General features: G+C 31.2%; 17 protein-coding genes and 1 pseudogene. 10 read left to right on the forward strand and 8 right to left on the reverse strand.

What is annotated here, in order from left to right:
* The first annotated feature begins 12 nt into the window (after positions 1–12).
* Both hisC and ACVBFA_RS04150 read left to right on the forward strand, forming a co-directional pair.
* Complete coding sequence (hisC, locus tag ACVBFA_RS04145; RefSeq protein WP_126122500.1) at positions 13–1,068, forward strand: histidinol-phosphate transaminase; 1,056 nt, start codon at positions 13–15, stop codon at positions 1,066–1,068.
* A 121-nt stretch (positions 1,069–1,189) separates the two neighbouring features.
* A complete protein-coding gene (locus ACVBFA_RS04150; RefSeq protein ID WP_126122501.1) occupies positions 1,190–1,729 on the forward strand; it encodes a 5' nucleotidase, NT5C type in 540 nt (179 codons plus the stop codon).
* A gap of 66 nt (positions 1,730–1,795) precedes the next feature.
* Here ACVBFA_RS04150 and adhE read toward each other — a convergent pair whose 3' ends face one another.
* The 5 genes from adhE to ACVBFA_RS04175 form a co-directional block, all read right to left on the reverse strand.
* The gene (adhE, locus tag ACVBFA_RS04155) at positions 1,796–4,405 is read right to left on the reverse strand and encodes a bifunctional acetaldehyde-CoA/alcohol dehydrogenase (protein WP_126122502.1); all 2,610 of its coding nucleotides are present in this window, start codon (positions 4,403–4,405) and stop codon (positions 1,796–1,798) included.
* Positions 4,406–4,801: 396 nt separating this feature from the next.
* On the reverse strand, positions 4,802–5,725 hold the full coding sequence (locus ACVBFA_RS04160; protein WP_002486672.1) for a diacylglycerol/lipid kinase family protein: 924 nt from the start codon (positions 5,723–5,725) through the stop codon (positions 4,802–4,804).
* Positions 5,726–6,350: 625 nt separating this feature from the next.
* Positions 6,351–7,856: a peptide MFS transporter gene (locus tag ACVBFA_RS04165; protein WP_002486654.1), complete on the reverse strand. Its 1,506-nt coding sequence runs from the start codon at positions 7,854–7,856 to the stop codon at positions 6,351–6,353.
* Positions 7,857–8,137: 281 nt separating this feature from the next.
* Positions 8,138–8,638, reverse strand: a complete 501-nt coding sequence (gene queF / locus ACVBFA_RS04170) for a preQ(1) synthase (protein WP_002468857.1) — start codon at positions 8,636–8,638, stop codon at positions 8,138–8,140.
* Positions 8,639–8,651: 13 nt separating this feature from the next.
* Positions 8,652–9,527 carry a DMT family transporter gene (locus tag ACVBFA_RS04175; protein ID WP_002445920.1) on the reverse strand — a complete coding sequence of 292 codons (876 nt, stop codon included), beginning with the start codon at positions 9,525–9,527 and terminating at the stop codon, positions 8,652–8,654.
* Between the two features lie 753 nt (positions 9,528–10,280).
* Between ACVBFA_RS04175 and nrdI the strand changes: the two genes are divergently transcribed.
* From nrdI to ACVBFA_RS04215, 8 genes and pseudogenes are all read left to right on the forward strand, one after another.
* Positions 10,281–10,679: a class Ib ribonucleoside-diphosphate reductase assembly flavoprotein NrdI gene (gene nrdI, locus ACVBFA_RS04180; protein ID WP_001829589.1), complete on the forward strand. Its 399-nt coding sequence runs from the start codon at positions 10,281–10,283 to the stop codon at positions 10,677–10,679.
* A complete protein-coding gene (gene nrdE, locus ACVBFA_RS04185) occupies positions 10,642–12,747 on the forward strand; it encodes a class 1b ribonucleoside-diphosphate reductase subunit alpha (RefSeq protein WP_002457603.1) in 2,106 nt (701 codons plus the stop codon). Before nrdI ends, nrdE begins: the two co-directional genes overlap by 38 nt.
* Before the next feature lie 118 nt (positions 12,748–12,865).
* On the forward strand, positions 12,866–13,834 hold the full coding sequence (gene nrdF / locus ACVBFA_RS04190) for a class 1b ribonucleoside-diphosphate reductase subunit beta (protein ID WP_001829597.1): 969 nt from the start codon (positions 12,866–12,868) through the stop codon (positions 13,832–13,834).
* Positions 13,809–14,065, forward strand: a pseudogene (locus ACVBFA_RS04195) (hypothetical protein). The gene nrdF and the pseudogene ACVBFA_RS04195 overlap by 26 nt, the downstream one beginning before the upstream one ends.
* 15 nt (positions 14,066–14,080) lie before the next feature.
* Positions 14,081–15,055 carry an ABC transporter permease gene (locus tag ACVBFA_RS04200; RefSeq protein ID WP_002491228.1) on the forward strand — a complete coding sequence of 325 codons (975 nt, stop codon included), beginning with the start codon at positions 14,081–14,083 and terminating at the stop codon, positions 15,053–15,055.
* On the forward strand, positions 15,039–15,998 hold the full coding sequence (locus ACVBFA_RS04205; protein WP_046044482.1) for an iron chelate uptake ABC transporter family permease subunit: 960 nt from the start codon (positions 15,039–15,041) through the stop codon (positions 15,996–15,998). Before ACVBFA_RS04200 ends, ACVBFA_RS04205 begins: the two co-directional genes overlap by 17 nt.
* The gene (locus ACVBFA_RS04210) at positions 15,995–16,774 is read left to right on the forward strand and encodes an iron ABC transporter ATP-binding protein (protein ID WP_002505671.1); all 780 of its coding nucleotides are present in this window, start codon (positions 15,995–15,997) and stop codon (positions 16,772–16,774) included. The genes ACVBFA_RS04205 and ACVBFA_RS04210 overlap by 4 nt, the downstream gene beginning before the upstream one ends.
* A gap of 79 nt (positions 16,775–16,853) precedes the next feature.
* A complete protein-coding gene (locus ACVBFA_RS04215) occupies positions 16,854–17,897 on the forward strand; it encodes a ferrated catecholamine ABC transporter substrate-binding lipoprotein SstD (protein WP_447158785.1) in 1,044 nt (347 codons plus the stop codon).
* Positions 17,898–18,048: 151 nt separating this feature from the next.
* Here ACVBFA_RS04215 and ACVBFA_RS04220 read toward each other — a convergent pair whose 3' ends face one another.
* The 3 genes from ACVBFA_RS04220 to ACVBFA_RS04230 all read right to left on the reverse strand — a co-directional run bounded on the left by ACVBFA_RS04220 (position 18,049) and on the right by ACVBFA_RS04230 (position 19,961).
* Positions 18,049–18,363: a CHY zinc finger protein gene (locus ACVBFA_RS04220; protein WP_001829567.1), complete on the reverse strand. Its 315-nt coding sequence runs from the start codon at positions 18,361–18,363 to the stop codon at positions 18,049–18,051.
* A gap of 21 nt (positions 18,364–18,384) precedes the next feature.
* Positions 18,385–19,317 (reverse strand): UDP-N-acetylmuramate dehydrogenase, encoded by a 933-nt coding sequence (murB, locus tag ACVBFA_RS04225; protein ID WP_002445929.1) that lies wholly within the window; start codon positions 19,315–19,317, stop codon positions 18,385–18,387.
* A gap of 116 nt (positions 19,318–19,433) precedes the next feature.
* A complete protein-coding gene (locus ACVBFA_RS04230; protein ID WP_046044484.1) occupies positions 19,434–19,961 on the reverse strand; it encodes a GrpB family protein in 528 nt (175 codons plus the stop codon).
* Positions 19,962–19,997 lie beyond the last annotated feature (36 nt).

Consider the following 19,997-nt stretch of genomic DNA (forward strand, 5'->3'; position numbering starts at 1 on the left):
TGTGATTTATGTATGAAGAAACAATTAGACCAATTAACAGCATATACGCCAGGGCTTTCTCCAGAATCTTTAAAAAAACAGTATGGTATTAAAGGTGAATTACATAAACTTGCTTCAAATGAAAATGTATATGGTCCAAGTCCAAAAGTTAAAACGGCTATTCAATCTCATTTAGATGAATTATATTATTATCCGGAATCTGGATCGCCAAAATTAAGGGAAGCAATAAGTCAACAACTTAATGTTGATGCATCTCGTATTTTATTTGGTGCAGGTTTAGATGAGGTCATTCTAATGATATCAAGAGCCGTATTATCACCAGGAGATAAGATTATCACTAGTGAATCTACTTTCGGACAATATTATCATAATGCAATTGTGGAATCTGCTGATGTTATCCAAGTGCCTCTCAAAGATGGTGGATTTGATTTAGATGGTATATTACAACAGATTGATAATAAAACGTCTTTAATTTGGTTATGCAATCCTAACAATCCAACTGGGACTTACTTTTCGCACGATGAATTATTTAACTTCTTAAAACGTGTCCCAAGTGATATTCCTGTATTAATTGACGAAGCATATGTAGAATTTGTTACTGCTGATGATTTTCCTGATACGCTAAAGTTACAGGAGGATTTTAACAATGCCTTTTTATTACGTACTTTTTCTAAGGCATATGGATTAGCTGGATTAAGAGTAGGATATGTTATAGCTTCTGAAGACGCCATTGAAAAGTGGAATATTATTCGTCCACCATTTAATGTTACTAGAATTTCAGAATATGCAGCAATCGCTGCCTTAGAAGATCAAGAGTATTTGAAAGAAGTGACAGAAAAAAATAGTTTTGAACGAGATAAATTTTATCAAATTCCTCAAAGTCAGTATTTTTTACCAAGTCAAGCTAATTTTGTCTTTGTTAAAACTTCAAGAAGTCAAGCACTTTATGATGCATTGTTAAACGTAGGATGTATTACACGTTTATTCCCTAACGGTGTTAGAATTACTATTGGTTTACCAGAACAAAATGATAAGATGATTGAAGTTTTAAAACATTTTGAGTATTAAACTAACACTCTTTGATAGCTTCTGATTTAAAAAGATGTGATATCGCAGTTAAATAGATTAAACAGAAGGAAAAAATTTTGCTATACTAAACACGTATATCAAGAACAGGGAGTGTAAGCGCATGACGCGAGAGAGAATCGCCATTGATATGGATGAAGTGCTTGCTGATACATTGGGTGCTGTTGTTAAAGCGGTCAATGAACGAGCGGATTTAAATATCAAAATGGAATCATTAAACGGTAAAAAATTAAAACATATGATACCCGAACATGAGGGGTTAGTCATGGATATTTTAAAAGAACCTGGATTCTTTAGAAATTTAGATGTAATGCCGCATGCTCAAGAAGTTGTAAAACAACTCAATGAGTATTACGACATATACATAGCCACAGCAGCGATGGATGTACCAACCTCTTTTCATGACAAATATGAATGGTTATTAGAATTCTTTCCTTTTTTAGATCCACAACATTTTGTATTTTGTGGTAGAAAGAATATTATTCTTGCAGATTATCTTATTGATGATAATCCAAAGCAATTGGAAATTTTTGAAGGGAAATCAATTATGTTTACTGCTTCTCATAATGTTAATGAACATAGATTTGAACGCGTAAGTGGTTGGAGAGATGTAAAGAATTATTTTAATTCAATTGAAAAATAGAGAAGATAAAAGTCATAGGTCACTTTATTTGATGGCCTATGACTTTTTTATTAAACATTTTTGAAGTTATCTTTCATAATCATATGCTCTTTCGATAATGCCTTTAAGCTCACTAATTAGCGGTTCTTTTGGATTAGCAGTTGTACATTGATCTTCAAATGCTAATTCAGCCATTCTGTCTATAGTAGAATGAAGAAGCTCTTCAGTTACGCCTTGCGATTTTAAATTCATGTCAATACCAATTGAACATCCCAAATCATACACCGCATTAGCTAGAGCTTCCACTAATTCTTCAGTTGTATTACCTTTGAGTCCTAAAAATTTTGCAATGTCAGCATAGTCTGTATCTGCTCTAAAGAAATCATATTTAGGAAACAGTGTATGTTTTTGTGGATCTTTGGCATTATAACGAATGACATGTGGTAATAAAATAGCATTTGTTCTACCGTGGGGAATACCGTATTCACCACCAATTTTATGTGCGATAGAATGAGAAATTCCTAAAAAAGCATTGGCAAACGCCATACCGGCCATTGTTGAAGCATTATGCATTTTTTCTCGTGAGTGTTTGTCATTTTCTTGAACTGATGATTTGAGATAGTCAAAAGTTAACTTTATTGCTTGTAAGCTTAAGCCCCTTGTATAATCTGAAGCCATGACAGAGACGTAAGATTCAATGGCATGTGTCAAAACATCCATTCCTGTATCTGCGGCAATATCTTTAGGTACACTTAATACGAATTGTGGATCGACGATAGCAATATCGGGAGTTAACGCATAATCTGCTAGTGGATATTTAACGTGCGTCTCGCTATCAGTAATTACTGCAAAAGGTGTCACTTCAGAACCAGTTCCTGATGTCGTTGGTATACATATAAATTTTGCGTTTTTAGGTTTGCTAATTTTATAAGTACGTTTACGAATATCTAAGAACTTTTGTTTTGCCCCAAAAAATGAAGTTTCTGGATGCTCAAAGAACATCCATATTGCTTTGGCTGCATCCATTGCCGAACCACCACCGAGTGCAATAATAGTATCAGGTTGGAAATTCATAAACATTTCTAATCCCTTATAGACTGTATGAGTTGATGGATTAGGTTCAACTTCGTTAAACACTTTAATTTGAGGTTGGTTTTCTCGGCGTCTCAACACTTGTTCAACTATATCAGTATAACCAATATTAACCATCCCTGGATCACAAACTATCATTGCACGTTCAACATTATCCATCTCTGTCAAATACATAACTGAATTTTCTTCAAAATAAACTTTAGGTGGGAGTTTAAACCATTGCATATTATTACGACGTTTTGCTATTGTTTTAATATTTAATAAGTCTACTGCGCTTACATTATGAGAAATAGAATTTCTACCATATGAACCACAACCTAACGTAAGAGAAGGAATGAGTTCATTATACATATTTCCAATTCCTCCAACAGCAGAAGGTGTATTTACCAATACACGGCAAGCTTTCATTTTTAGACCGAATTTTTGTTGTAATTGACTATCCTCGGTGTGAATTACAGCAGTGTGACCTAAACCACCAAATTTTAATGTGTCTTCACAAATTTGTAGTGCATGTCTTGTTGATTTTGCAGTTACCATTGCGAGTACAGGTGATAATTTCTCACGTGATAAAGGATAATCTTTTCCAATTCCATCAATTTCTGCGACTAATAATTTTGTTTTTTCTGGAACACTAATTCCTGACAATTTCGCTATATTTACAGCAGATTTACCAACTATGTCAGGTTTGACTGCAGTTTTATCTTCATTCATGATGGCATCTTCTAATTGTTGTAGTTCATTTTTATTAACAAAATATGTTTGGTGTAATTTGAATTCTTTAACGACGTCAGAGTATACTTCTTTATCAACAACCATGACTTGTTCAGAAGCACAAATCATACCATTATCAAAAGTTTTAGAACCAATGATATCATTAACAGCACGTTTGATATGTGCAGTTTTTTCAATATAAGTAGGAACATTACCTGGACCGACTCCTAATGCAGGTTTACCTGTCGAATATGCGGACTTTACCATTCCAGAGCCTCCAGTCGCTAGAACTAAAGCAATGTCTTTATGATTCATTAATTGTTTAGTTGCTTCAATTGATGGTATTTCTATCCATTGAATACAATCTTTAGGAGCACCTGCTTTTATTGCTGCTTCCAAAATGACTTTAGCAGCATGTTTTGATGATTGTTGTGCACTTGGATGAAATGCGAAAATAATTGGATTACCTGTTTTAATAGCAATCATTGCTTTGAAAATAGTTGTAGATGTAGGGTTGGTCGTTGGTGTCACTCCACAAATAACGCCTATAGGTTCAGCTACATACGTTAATCCTTTTTGTTTATCTTCACCTATGATACCTACTGTTTTATTGTCTTTGATTGAATTCCATATGTACTCTGAGGCATATAAATTTTTGATAGCTTTGTCTTCATAAATACCTCTACCTGTTTCGTCGTAAGCGAGTTTAGCTAAATGCATATGCTGATCAACAGTAGCCATGCTCATCTGATGTACAATGTCATTAATCTCTTGTTGAGATTTTTTAGATAATTCTTTTAGAGCTTCTTGTCCTTTTTCTGCTAATGAATCAATCATTTGTGTAACTTCATCTTTGTTTGATTCATATGTATTTTTTTTAGTTACAGATAACATATACAACCACTCCTTAGATATTGTGAAATAATTCACAAACATTATAGTACACCTTTTTTCAAATTAAAAGAAAATACAGACTATTAAAGAGTCAATTGTGATGTTTATATGAACACGTTGTTAATCTGTATATTTAGTCGGGATTAATGTGTAAGACTTGATACAAAGGGAACAAAACGTATTTGGTAATTAAAAAAATCTATTTTTAAAAGAAGTAAATTTTAAAAAATTTATTGTAAGTATTCATACTAAAAATAATAAGGATATTGTAATGAAATTATCGTCCCACACGACTAACGATGTTATCAATTTTTAAAATAAAAACTGAGACAATCATTAATGTCTCAGTCGCTCATGCTTTTAAAATAAATTGATAAAGAATAAGTAAAATTTATTTTAATTATTTTGTTCAGTTGCAGTAAGAAGTTGTATCGCTTTGGGTAATACTTCAATCTCAATTGGTGTTTCTAAGTTAATTTCGCCATCAATATCCACTTTCATACTAGGGTTTGTTGAGAGTGTGATGTGCTTTCCTGATATGTGGTCAATACCTTGCGTGATTTCGTTCCAATTCATACTATCACGTTTTTTTAATATATCATTCAATATATTTAGTGTTTGATCATTAAATACAAATGTGTTTGCTCTTCCATCTTGTGATGATAAATCGGTTAGCGGAATTTGTCCACCACCTATATTGGCACCATTTGCTACTAACATCATCGAAGTATTTCCTTCTTTTGTTTCACCATCAACAGTCAATGAGAAATCAAATTTAACAGGATTTAATAACGTTTTAACAGTTGATCCAATATAGCTGAATTTACCGAATATATCTTTAGAACCATCTTGAACATTCTCTGCATTTTGTACTATTAAGCCTAGTCCAACGAAATTAAGTACATATAAATCGTTCACTTTTAACACATCATATGATTCAACGTGCGATGTTAATAATTGCTCACTAGCTATTTTAAAATTAGGGTGCAGTTGAAGTGTTTTTGTAAAATCGTTAAAGGTACCACCTGGTATTACACCGATTGGTAAATCTAATTGATATTGCATAACGCCATTTACTAGTTCATTAAGTGTACCATCTCCACCTAAAATAAATAAAATGTCTACATCAGAACTGTAATTTTCATTTTTAATAGCTTTACAATATTTAATAATATCGCCTTTATTTTCACTGAGTTGAAGAGAGAGGTGTTTACACATTGAACTAAGAGATTTTGCAACTTCTCCTATGCCATTATGTATATCTTTCAAACCGCTATGTTCATGATAGAAAAGAACACCATGGTTATACGGTTGTTTCATAAATATATACCTACTTTCGATAAATAGTCTATGTAATTAGATTGTTTGAATATCCACTTATGTTTGATTTACATTATAAATTAAAATTTATGTTATTGAAACTTAAGTGTTCTATAGAGATAGATGTTCAAAATAAAATAGCATAAAATTAAGAATAAGAATATAAGGTTGGCAAAAAATTTGTGTAGGCATATAACACTATTTTTAATTTCATTTTGGGATGATATAATGTTGCGCCACGATGATGTCTGAATTCAGTATCGGGAATTGTTTCAACAATATCATTGTGGGGATAAGGACTGAAGTTTCAATCTGGTAGAGTGAGTTAAGCCTCTTTATACATAAGACACCTCGTTAATTTAGTTTAGTGATGTTTATTAAATTATACGAAAGGACCTTATTTTTTTAAGTATTTCAATGTAAAATTACATATAAACACAAAGTATTTTGGCGAGATTCTTGAGGAAACAGGATAAGTTGAAGACTACAGGCTGAAGCTGTTCATTAAGAAAGCGAGCCAACAATACGAAGTATTATAAATAAAAAGCCAGTAAATGAATTTATAAAAACTCATTTACTGGCTATTTTTCTAAAATTTACATTCCATCTCATTTTAGTCAAATGATTAGCGAATACCTTTCATTGCTTTAGAAATCTTAGGAATAAACGCTAATATAATTAAAGTAATCACGGTTGCAACAACACCTAAGAAGATAAAGTAATTGGTTTGACCAAGTGGTTTAATTAATTTAACTAATGTCCCGTTAATGGCCTGAGCTGAAGCGTTAGTTAATAACCAAAGACTCATCATTTGTGCGTTAAACGCCTTAGGTGCTAATTTAACTGCTGCACTACTACCAGTTGGAGAGAGACAAAGCTCACCAATAACACAGATAACGTAGGAAAGAATAACCCAGTTAACTGAGAATTGTGTATCCCCGTAGATATGACCGATTGCTCCCATCAGTATGTAAGATGCGCCTGCTAAAATAGTACCAATTGCAAACTTAATAGGTAGGCTAGGTTGTTTTTTCCCTAGCTTTTGCCATAAAAGAGTAACAACGGGTGCAAATAATAAAATAAATAATGGGTTAATAGTTTGGAAAATAGCTTCACCAAAATGTGTTTTCCAACCAAATAAATTTAATTTCATATCAGAGTTTTCAATACCATAGATATTTAATACATTAGATCCCTGTTCTTGAATTGACCAAAATAACATACCTAAAATGAATAATGGAATAAATGCTTTTACTCTTGATCTTTCAGTATCAGTAACTTCTTTACTTCTAATCATTGTTGTAAAGTAAATGATTGGTAAAGCAATACCTAAAATTAAAACAGTATTACTGATTAGATTAAATGATAGCGTATGTGTAAAGTAAGCAATCATAAGGATTAATACTATTGCTATAACAACGATTCCGATGATTGTTCCATACTTTTTCTTTTCAGAAGAAGATAATGGGTTCGTCGGTTTCATACCGATACTACCTAAAGTTTTACGGTTAAATAATAAGTACCAAACTAATCCAAGAGCCATTCCTATTGCTGCAATCAAGAAGCCACCATGGAAATTTCTAATATCAATATAGTGTTGTAAAATAATTGGTGAAACGAGTGCACCCATATTCACTGACATATAGAAGATAACAAATCCAGCATCCATACGTACGTCGTTTTCGGGATAGAGTCTACCAACAATATTTGAAATGTTTGGTTTCATTAAACCTGATCCTACAATAATAAAGAACATAGAAGTGAATAAACCAACCATTGCAAAAGGAAGGCTTAAACATATGTGACCTATAATAATTAATATAGCTCCGATTAGTGTGGCACCTCGGGTACCTGTAATTCTATCAGCTATCCAGCCACCTGGAATTGAAGACATATAAATTAATGATCCATATACAGACATGATAGACATGGCTGTTGTTTTGTCCATTCCAAGTCCGTTTTCCTGGAGTGCAAAATACATATAAAAAATAAGCATTGCTCTCATTCCGTAATAGCTGAATCTCTCCCAAAATTCTACGAAAAAGAGAACGCCTAATCCTTTTGGATGTCCGAAGAATCCATGTTGTGGTATATCTTGAACTGCTTGTTCATGGGACTTATTTGAAGTCATAAATCATCCCAACCTTTCTTGCCCAAATCACCTTATTAAATTGTTTTAAGGTGATTTTACTATTGTGATAAAAAAATTTCAATAATTTTCAAAAAATTTAAAAAAGAAAATTCTATCAATTGATATAATTTGTAACATTTAATCCGATGATATAATTTCAATAATTTTATTACTATATTTATTCAATGACGCGCTATATATAAAATACGCTTTAATGCAGTAAAGTGCAACAAAAATCTCTACCATCAAATATAACAGTAGAGATTTTTATAAAATACATATTAACGATTATCTATTTTTTCTGGATACATATCATGATTCATTAATCGATGTTCAGCCATTTTTTCATATTTTGTATTAGGACGACCATAATTCGTGTAAGGATCTATGGAAATGCCACCTCTTGGAGTAAATTTACCCCAAACTTCAATATAATGTGGGTCCATTAAATTAATTAAATCATTCATAATAATATTCATACAATCTTCGTGAAAATCTCCGTGGTTTCTAAAACTAAATAAATATAACTTTAATGATTTAGATTCCACCATCTTGATATTAGGGATATACGAAATATAAATTGTCGCAAAATCTGGTTGACCCGTAATAGGGCATAGTGATGTGAATTCTGGACAATTAAACTTAACAAAATAATCACGACCTTGATGCTTATTATCAAAAGTTTCTAAAACTTCCGGTCTATAATCAAATTCATAAGTGTTATTTTGATTGCCTAATAAAGTAATATCTTTTAATTCATCTTTTTGACGTCCTTGTGTCAATTTTCTAGCTCCTTTAATTATTTTGATTTAGAGTTGTTTCACGTCTTGCTTTATCAAACATATAGTAACTTGCTCCGATAATGACAATATATCCTACTGTTGCAAGCATATCAGGTGATTCTCCAAACAGAATAAATCCAAATAATGCAGTAAATATTATAGACGCATATGTGAAGATGGAGATATCTTTTGCTGGAGCAAAACTATAAGCTAATGTTATACCAATTTGTCCTACAGCTGCTGATAATCCAGCGCCGAGTAAGAAAAGAATTTGAATTGTTGTCATAGGTGTATAAGTAAATATTGAAAAAGGTATAAGCACTACAACTGAGAATAATGAAAAATAAAACACTATCGTATAAGGTTTTTCACGAGTGCTGAGTGCTCTAACACATGTGTAGGCAGATGCTGCAAAAATACCTGATAGTAATCCTGCTATTGAAGGAATAACTGATGATGAAAATTCTGGTTTAACAATTAAAAGCATCCCTAATATAGCAATAATCATCGCCGTAATTTGATATTTTCGTACCTTTTCATGTAAAAAAATTAAACTAAGAACAATTGTCCAAAAAGGATTTAATTTCATTAATGTATCAGCATCACTTAATACCATGTGATCAATTGCGTAGATATTAAGTAAGACACCGATTAACCCAAGTGTTGAACGTGAGATGAGTAGAGGTTGACTGCTTAATTTCCCAAACATAGGTTGTCTATATTTATAAATAAAAAATAATGGTATAAACATGGCTACAAAATTTCTAGCTAAAGATTTTTGAAAGACTGGTAAATCACCGGCCAATCTAAAAAAGACTGACATAAAACTAAAACCCACAGCTGAAATCAATATAGCAATAATACCTTTAACTTTCGGATTCAATATCATCGCCTCAATATTATATGATTAACGACATTATATTAGCATATAAACTTTAATTATGCATAAGTTCTTGAAAATTCAATGGAAACGAGCTATAATAAAAATCGAACAAACGTTCGTGTTCGAAGTTGTTATTACTGTTGTGCAATTTAATAAAAAGCTAGAATCATGTTTTAAAAAATGTAATTTATATCTGTTATTGTAGAAATTTACGTAACTATTCATTTAACTCTATATGTCTAATTTCAATAGAAAAGCAAGTAAAGACACTCAAAAAAATTTTTTTATTTTAAAATAATGACACTAAACTCGTAGTGATGCACTTTCCAAATGATAGGTTGTTACTGCCACTAATTTTTAACTTTCATTAGTGATATGAGTTATGTATAATGAAACACAGAATATAGTATTAAATCAGAAGCACAAACACTATATATAGTGTTTGACTGAAAATCTAACGTTGTAGCATTTAATCATTTTAATGCAATTTGACACTACTTTTATCTCGGGAATATTGCAATTATAGTAAAATCCTACTAAAAAGATAATTTATCATGTAGTGCAAATTTAAGTTTTAACCACTATATATTGTGGTTATTTATATATTTTAAAGGTTATTTACAGATTGAAAAAATTTTACGTAAAAGTAACTATTTTCAACTGTTTTTATAAGTAGATGATTTAAATTATATTAAAGATATTTAATCATTTCTAATCTACTTTTAGCAGAATCAATGGTTGACGAAAGAAGGTGATCCAATGAAAGTAGTATATTATTCATTTTCTGGTAATGTTAGACGATTTATTAGTCGTGCTGGTATTAAAGATACATTTGAAATTACTCAAGATAATTGTAACGAATCAGTTAATGAACCCTACATTTTAGTTACTGGCACTATTGGATTTGGAGAGGTGCCGCAGCCGGTTCAATCTTTTTTAAATGTAAATCATACTCAGTTACAAGCTGTTGCTGCGAGTGGAAATCGAAATTGGGGACAAAATTTCGCTAAAGCCGGCCATACAATTTCTGAGGAATATAAAGTTCCATTAATGATGAAGTTTGAAGTACAAGGGACAAATAAAGACATTATTGAATTTAAGGATAAGGTGGGCAATTTCAATGAAAACCATGGAAGAAAAGAAATACAATCATATTGAATTAAATAATGAAGTGACCAAGAGAAAAGACAATGGTTTCTTTAATTTAGAGAAAGATCAAGAAGCATTGAAGGTGTATCTTGAAGAAATCCATGATAAAATGATTTCCTTTGATGATGAAATCGAAAGACTTCATTATCTTGTTGACAATAATTTTTATTTTAATGTTTTCGAAAAATATAGTGAAGCAGAATTAAGTGAAATTACTGAATACGCAAAATCAATTCACTTCCAATTTGCTAGTTATATGTCGGCAAGTAAGTTTTATAAAGATTATGCTTTAAAAACGAATGATAAAACTAAGTTTCTTGAGGATTATAATCAGCACGTCGCAATCGTTGCACTTTATTTAGCGAACGGTAATGTTAAACAAGCTAAACAATTTATTTCTGCAATGGTGGAACAACGCTATCAACCGGCGACACCAACATTCTTGAATGCAGGTAGAGCAAGACGTGGAGAACTTGTTTCATGTTTCTTATTAGAAGTAGACGATAGCTTAAATTCTATTAATTTCATTGATTCAACTGCAAAACAACTTAGTAAAATTGGTGGTGGTGTGGCCATTAATTTATCTAAACTTCGTGCACGTGGAGAAGCAATTAAAGGAATTAAAGGTGTAGCTAAAGGTGTTTTACCTGTTGCTAAGGCACTTGAAGGTGGATTTAGTTATGCAGATCAATTAGGACAACGTCCTGGCGCTGGGGCAGTGTACTTAAATATTTTCCATTACGATGTTGAAGAGTTTTTAGATACTAAGAAAGTGAATGCTGATGAAGATTTACGTTTATCTACTATTTCGACTGGTCTTATTGTGCCTTCTAAATTCTTTGATTTGGCAAAAGAGGGTAAAGATTTCTATATGTTTGCACCTCATACAGTTAAACAAGAATACGGTGTGACTTTAGATGATATTGATTTAGAAAAATATTACGATGATATGGTTGCAAACCCTAATATCGAGAAAAAGAAAAAAGACGCGCGTGAAATGTTAAATATGATTGCTCAAACACAATTACAATCTGGTTATCCATATCTTATGTTTAAAGATAATGCAAACAAAGTACATGCAAATTCAAATATTGGGCAAATTAAAATGAGTAATTTATGTACTGAAATTTTCCAATTACAAGAGACATCAGTAATCAACGACTATGGAACTGAAGATGAAATTAAAAGAGATATTTCATGTAACTTAGGTTCGTTGAATATCGTGAATGTTATGGAATCAGGTAAATTCAGAGATTCTGTGTTCACAGGTATGGATGCTCTTACAGTTGTAAGTGATGAAGCAAATATTCAAAATGCACCAGGCGTAAAAAAAGCGAATAGTGAACTACATTCTGTTGGACTAGGAGTAATGAACTTACATGGATATCTAGCTAAAAATAAAATTGGCTATGAATCTGAAGAAGCGAAAGACTTTGCTAATATATTCTTTATGATTATGAACTATTATTCCATCGAACGTTCAATGGAAATTGCGAAAGAGCGTGGAGAAAAGTATCAAGACTTTGAGCAATCAGACTATGCAAATGGTAAATATTTTGAATTCTATACATCTCAAGAATTTGAACCGAAATTTGAAAAGGTTCGTCAACTTTTTGATGGTATCGATATACCTACTTCAAATGATTGGAAAGAACTGCAAAATAAAGTAGAACAATATGGACTTTATCACGCTTATAGATTAGCTATTGCTCCGACTCAAAGTATTTCTTATGTTCAAAATGCGACAAGTTCTGTTATGCCTATTGTTGACCAAATTGAACGTCGTACGTATGGAAATGCGGAAACATTTTATCCAATGCCATTTTTATCACCAGAAACAATGTGGTATTACAAATCAGCATTTAATACTGATCAAATGAAACTTATTGATCTAGTAGCTACAATTCAAACTCACGTCGACCAAGGTATTTCAACGATACTTTACGTTAATTCAGAAATTTCAACACGTGAGCTTTCAAGATTATATGTCTATGCACACCATAAAGGGCTTAAATCTTTATACTATACACGTAATAAATTATTAAGTGTGGAAGAATGTACAAGTTGTGCAATTTAATTAATTAAGTTGTAAATATTTTAGGGTAGAGTGATGAATCGATGTATTTCTTTAAATTATAGATTTACATTGGTTCAAAACTCTTTATTTTATACATAAATATGACAGGAGGATTTTAATGAAGGCGGTAAATTGGAACACCCAAGAAGATATGACTAATATGTTCTGGCGGCAAAATATCTCACAAATGTGGGTGGAAACAGAATTTAAAGTATCAAAAGATATAGCAAGTTGGAAAACATTAACAGATTCAGAGAAAAATACTTTTAAAAAAGCGCTTGCAGGTTTAACAGGTTTAGATACACATCAAGCTGATGATGGTATGCCATTAATCATGCTTCATACTACTGATTTAAGAAAGAAAGCTGTTTATTCATTTATGGCTATGATGGAACAAATCCATGCGAAAAGTTATTCTCATATCTTCACTACATTATTACCATCTAGCGAAACCAATTATTTATTGGATACTTGGGTTATTGAGGAGCCACATTTAAAATATAAATCAGATAAAATTGTAGAAAATTACCACAAACTTTGGGGTAAAGAAGCATCGATTTATGATCAATATATTGCTCGTGTTTCTAGTGTGTTCTTAGAAACATTTCTATTCTATTCTGGCTTCTATTATCCATTATATCTCGCAGGACAAGGAAAAATGACTACGTCAGGTGAAATTATACGTAAGATACTTTTAGATGAATCTATACATGGCGTGTTCACAGGTTTAGATGCACAAAGTCTGCGTAATGAGTTATCTGAAAGTGAGAAACAAAAAGCTGATCAAGAAATGTATAAATTATTAAATGAACTTTATGATAATGAAGTTTCATATACACATTTATTATATGATGATATTGGCCTTGCTGAAGATGTATTAAATTATGTACGATATAATGGAAATAAAGCATTATCGAATTTAGGTTTTGAACCATATTTCGAAGAAAGAGAGTTTAATCCTATTATTGAAAATGCCCTAGATACATCTACAAAGAACCACGATTTCTTCTCTGTTAAAGGTGATGGCTATACATTGGCTTTAAATGTTGAGCCTCTTCGTGATGAAGACTTTGTTTTTGATAATTAGTATAGTACTTTTAAAGAGATTCCTATTAAAATTAGTAGGAATCTCTTTTTTTATGAAAGTTGGTATTATAAAATATTCTGATGAATTATTACTGCTGGATAAAACATTTATAAAATTTCTAAAAAATATGAAAAACTATTGAAAAAAGAAAATAGAGTCTATAATATTGATGTTAATGATAATCATTATCATTACTTTCGTATATTGACCTTATACATCTTTAATATTTAGCAAGGAGAATAACTAGTGAAATTTATTTTTAAAGGTTATACCTTATTTATTTTATTAGTGATTTTAACTATTGTCTCTTTATTTATAGGGGTGAGTCAACTCTCTCTAATAGATATTTTCCATTTAAGTGATGAACAAATGAACATTTTGTTTTCGAGTCGAATTCCCAGAACAGTTAGTATTCTACTTTCAGGTAGTTCACTAGCTTTATCAGGATTAATTATGCAACAGATGATGCAAAATAAATTTGTAAGCCCAACGACTGCTGGCACTATGGAGTGGGCAAAATTAGGTATTTTATTGTCATTGTTGTTCTTTCCTAATGGTCACATTTTAATCAAATTATTATTTGCTGTTGTCCTAAGTATTGTTGGAACGTTTCTATTTGTCCAATTAATTAATCTTATCCGTGCGAAAGATGTAATCTTTGTTCCACTTTTAGGCATTATGATTGGTGGCATTTTATCCAGTTTTACTACATTTGTAGCGTTGAGAACCAACGCTTTACAAAGTATTGGGAACTGGTTAACTGGTAACTTTGCAGTTATAACGAGTGGTCGTTTTGAGGTGTTGTATCTTACAATACCATTACTTATTTTGGCATTTGTATTTGCAAATCATTTTACTATTGCAGGTATGGGAAAAGACTTTAGTCATAATTTAGGTGTAAGTTATGAAAAAATCATTAAAATAGCATTATTCATAACAGCAACGCTAACAGCATTAGTTGTTGTTACTGTTGGAACATTACCATTTTTAGGTTTAATCGTACCGAATATCATATCTATCTATAGAGGCGATCATTTGAAAAATGCATTACCACATACACTTATGCTCGGTGCAATTTTTGTTTTAATTGCTGATATTATTGGTAGAATAATTGTTTACCCTTACGAAATTAATATTGGATTGACGATAGGTGTATTTGGCACAATTATTTTCCTAATCTTGCTGATGAAAGGTAGGAAAAATTATGCAAATGAGCACTAGTAAAAAAATAAGTATACTGGTCGTTATGGCAATTTGTATGTCAATTTTTTATTTATTGGTAGGTTTAGATTTTGATATATTTGAATATCAATTCCAAAGCCGTTTCAAAAAATTTATTCTTATATTATTAGTAGGAGCAGCGATAGGAACGTCCGTAGTTATTTTCCAATCTATTACTACGAATAGATTGTTAACTCCTTCTATTATGGGACTTGATTCTGTGTATTTATTTGTCAAAGTCTTACCTATTTTTATTTTAGGTGAACAAGCAACCGTGGTTACAAATATCTATCTTAATTTTTTAATTACTTTGATTGCAATGGTGCTTTTTTCATTGCTGCTATTTCAAGTTATATTTAAACTAGGTCACTTTTCAGTCTACTTCATATTACTAGTTGGTGTAATATTAGGAACTTTCTTCCGTAGTATTACAAGTTTTCTCCAACTTATAATGAATCCTGAATCTTTTTTAGCAGTTCAAAATGTTATGTTTGCTAGCTTTGAAGCATCAAATTCTAAATTAGTAACTGTTTCAGGCATATTATTAGTTATCTTAATAATTGTTACAATAATACTTCGACCATATTTAGATGTTCTTTTGTTAGGTAGAGCACAAGCAATTAATCTAGGTGTTTCTTATGAGAATATGACGCGTATGTTTCTTATTTTGGTTGCTTTACTCGTCTCTATATCTACTGCATTAATAGGTCCTGTAACATTTCTTGGCTTATTAACTGTCAACTTAGCACACGAATTTATGAAGACCTATGAACACAAATTTATTTTACCGGCAACAATATTATTCAGCTGGATTAGTTTATTTATAGCGCAATGGGTAGTTGAAAATCTATTCGAAGCAACAACTGAATTCAGTTTGATAGTAGATTTAGTTGGTGGAAGTTACTTCATATATTTGCTTGTTAAAAGGAGAAATGCAAATTGATTCAAATTCGAAATTTAGATAAAACGATAGACAATAAACCTATTTTAAAAGATATTAGCGTAGATATTAAAAAGGGAAAATTGACTTCACTCATAGGTCCTAACGGTGCAGGTAAGAGTACATTATTATCTGCTATCAGTCGCTTATTTAGTTATGAGAAAGGGTCAATTTTGATTGAAGACAAAGAAATTTCAGAATATAAAACTGACGATTTAGCTAAAAAATTAAGTATTTTAAAACAATCTAATCACACTGATATGAACATAACTATCGAGCAACTAGTTAAATTTGGTCGTTTTCCATATTCAAAAGGTCGAATGAAGCAAGAAGACTATGACAAAGTGGAATATGCTCTTGACTTATTACAGCTTAATGAAATTAAGCATCGTAATATTAAAACACTATCTGGAGGTCAGCGACAACGTGCATATATTGCTATGACTATAGCACAAGATACTGATTATATATTATTAGACGAGCCTTTAAATAATTTAGATATGAAACATTCAGTACAGATTATGCAAACGTTGCGAGATTTATGTCGTCAGTTAAATAAAACAATCGTTATCGTATTACATGATATCAACTTTGCTTCTTGTTATTCAGACGACATCATTGCACTTAAACAAGGTGAACTAGTTAAAGCTGATGATAAAGATAATGTTATTCAGCCTGACATTTTAAAAAGTTTATATGAGATGGAAGTACGTATAGAAGAGATAAGGGGACAACGTATTTGTCTATATTATGATGAAACTACTTTTGACTCAGTTTAATGATTAAAATTGATACTCATAGTAAAAGAGGTTAACCATACGAAAAAGAAATTATAAATTTGATTAGGGAGTTGCACATATGAAAAAAACAGTCTTATTTTTATTATTGTCTCTAGTTTTAGTTTTAACGGCTTGTAATAATAGTTCGAATAATAATTCAACTTCGAAAAAAAATAATAGTGATTCTAAAGAAACTGTAACAATCAAGAATAGTTTTGAAACAAGTGGTAAAGAAAATAATGGCAGTGATAAGAAAAAAATCTCTAATACTGTCAAGGTACCAAAGAATCCTAAAAATGCCGTTGTATTAGATTATGGGGCACTTGATGTATTGAAAGAATTAGGTGTGGCTGATAAAGTAAAAGGCTTACCTAAAGGTGAAAATAACCAATCTTTACCTAAATTTTTAGATGCATTTAAAGATGATAAGTATATTAATACTGGAAATTTAAAAGAAGTGAATTTTGATAAAGTTGCATCAGCTAAACCAGATGTGATTTTTATTTCAGGAAGAACAGCTAATCAGAAAAATTTAGATGAATTTAAAAAAGCTGCACCAAAAGCTAAAGTCGTATATGTAGGTACAAGTGATGACAACTTAATTAAAGATATGAAAAGAAATACAGAAAATTTAGGGAAAATCTACGATAAAGAAGATAAAGCTAAAAAAATTAATAAAGATTTAGATAGAAAAATATCTGATATGAAAGATAAAACTAAAGACTTTAATAAGAAAGTAGTGTATTTATTGGTTAACGAAGGTGAACTATCAACGTTTGGACCAGGAGGAAGATTTGGTGGTTTAGTGTTTGATACATTAGGATTTAAACCTGCAGACAAAAAGGTTAGCAAAAGCCCACATGGTCAAAATATAAATAATGAATATATTAACAAACAGAATCCAGATGTTATTTTAGCTATGGATCGTGGTTCAGTTGTAGGTGGTAAAGCAACAACAAATCAAGTTTTAAAAAACAAAGTTATAAAAAATGTAAAAGCAGTAAAAAGTAATCATATTTACGAATTAGATCCAAAACTATGGTATTTCTCTTCAGGATCTTCAACGACAACTATCAAACAAATTGATGAATTAAATGAAGTAGTAGAGAAAGTTGAAAAATAATCTTATAATAAGAGAAAAACCAACCAAGGTATAAGAAGAAAACTTTAAATACATGAATAGAATGTTGATATAAGAAGAGCTCCTAAAACGAATTTTTAAATAAAATTCACTTTAGGAGCTCAAATATTTCAAAAACTTTGTAACAAGTTATTTATACTTCAAAATATAAATGATAATGAAATTTACAACGACTGTTAAAATGCGCTTTACAACGAGGACACATTTCTACCATCATATAGTCACGGATACGCATCTCATGTTTACAAACACCACACATAATAGCTTTTTCATCAAACTCATTTTCAGCCCATCTTTCAATTGTATGAGATACGTGTTCATTATGACATTTATAACACGGATAATATTTGTTGCAACATTTAAATTTAATGGCAATAACATCTAAAGATGAGTAATAATGTGTACATCGTGTTTCATTATCTATGAGTGATCCATAAACCTTTGCCAATGATGTGCCCTCCTTAAAGAATTAATCTGTAGGATGTTCACCTATAATACGTACCTCAGTATTCAATTCAACATCAAATTTTTCTTTAACTGTTTTTTGTACGTGATGTATAAGTGCTTCATAATCAGTTGCTGTTCCGTTGTCTACATTAACCATAAATCCAGCATGCTTAGTTGAAACTTCAACGCCACCAATTCGATAGCCCTGTAAATTTGAATCTTGAATGAGTTTACCTGCAAAATGACCCGGTGGTCTTTGGAAGACACTTCCGCAAGAAGGGAATTCAAGTGGTTGTTTAGATTCACGTCTTTCAGTAAGATCATCCATTTTAGCCTGAATTTCATCTAATTTACCTGGTTCTAAGGTGAAAGCAGCCTCTAATACAACTAAATGTTTTTGTTGTACCACACTATTTCTATAGTCTAATTCCAGTTCAGCTGTAGTGAGCTTTAATAAATCACCTTTTTCATTGACACATAATGCATAGTCAATACAGTCTTTAACTTCTCCACCATAAGCACCAGCATTCATGAATACAGCGCCACCAATTGACCCAGGGATACCGCATGCAAATTCTAAACCGGTTAATACATGGTCACGTGCAACATTTGAAACGTCAATAATTGCTGCGCCACTACCTGCTATAATTGCATCATCAGAGGTTTCAATATGATTGAGAGATAGTAAGCTGAGTACGATTCCTCGAATTCCACCTTCTCGAATGATGATGTTCGACCCATTTCCTAGATAAGTTACCGGTATACTGTTCTCATGGGCAAACTTTACGATGGCTTGGACTTCTTCATTTTTGGTAGGGGATAAATAAAAATCTGCCTTTCCTCCTGTTTCTGTATATGTATAACGCTTGAGAGGTTCATCCACTTTAATAATATCTTTAGGAAGAATTGACTCTAGTCCGCGTAAGATGTCATTTTTATTCAATGTTTTGAACATCCTTTCTCATCTTCTTAATATCAACATTATTATATCAATTATAAAAGTTATTTGCGAAATTTGGATATATGAATTGATTATAAATATAAAATGGTTATGTCGTACTTTATGAGTATTTACAATAACAAATTAGATTCCTTATACAATTTCTCAAACAAATTTTGTTTTTGAGACTCATATTCACGTATCTTTTTAGCATGTTGCACAATTTCATTTTTCTTACTTGCAAACCATTCTGCTATTGCTTTATCGTTATGTAATAAATGATTGACTGTTTGATATTGTTTAAAAAGAGGAGTTTTCATTTGAATAATATGTAATCTTACTTCTTGTTTTAATTCACTTAAATTATTAAAACGTGCCATGACAACTTTCTTCTTGTAAGAATGGTGCAAACGATAAAATCCAGCATAATTTAAGCGCTTTTCATCTAGTGAAGTAATATCGTGCAAGTTATTTACACCAACAAGTATATCTAAAATGGGTTCAGTTTGATAATTAAAATGACAGGTACCACCGATATGCTGAGTGTATTTAATAGGAGAATCTAAAATTGTAAACAATACGTCTTTCACTTTGTTATATTCATATGTAAATTGTTTCATAGATTCTTTTTTAATAAAAGGTTGAACATTAGCGTACATGAAATACTCCTCATTTATAAAAATAATATATACAAT

The organism is Staphylococcus sp. MSU001 (genome assembly GCF_052976705.1).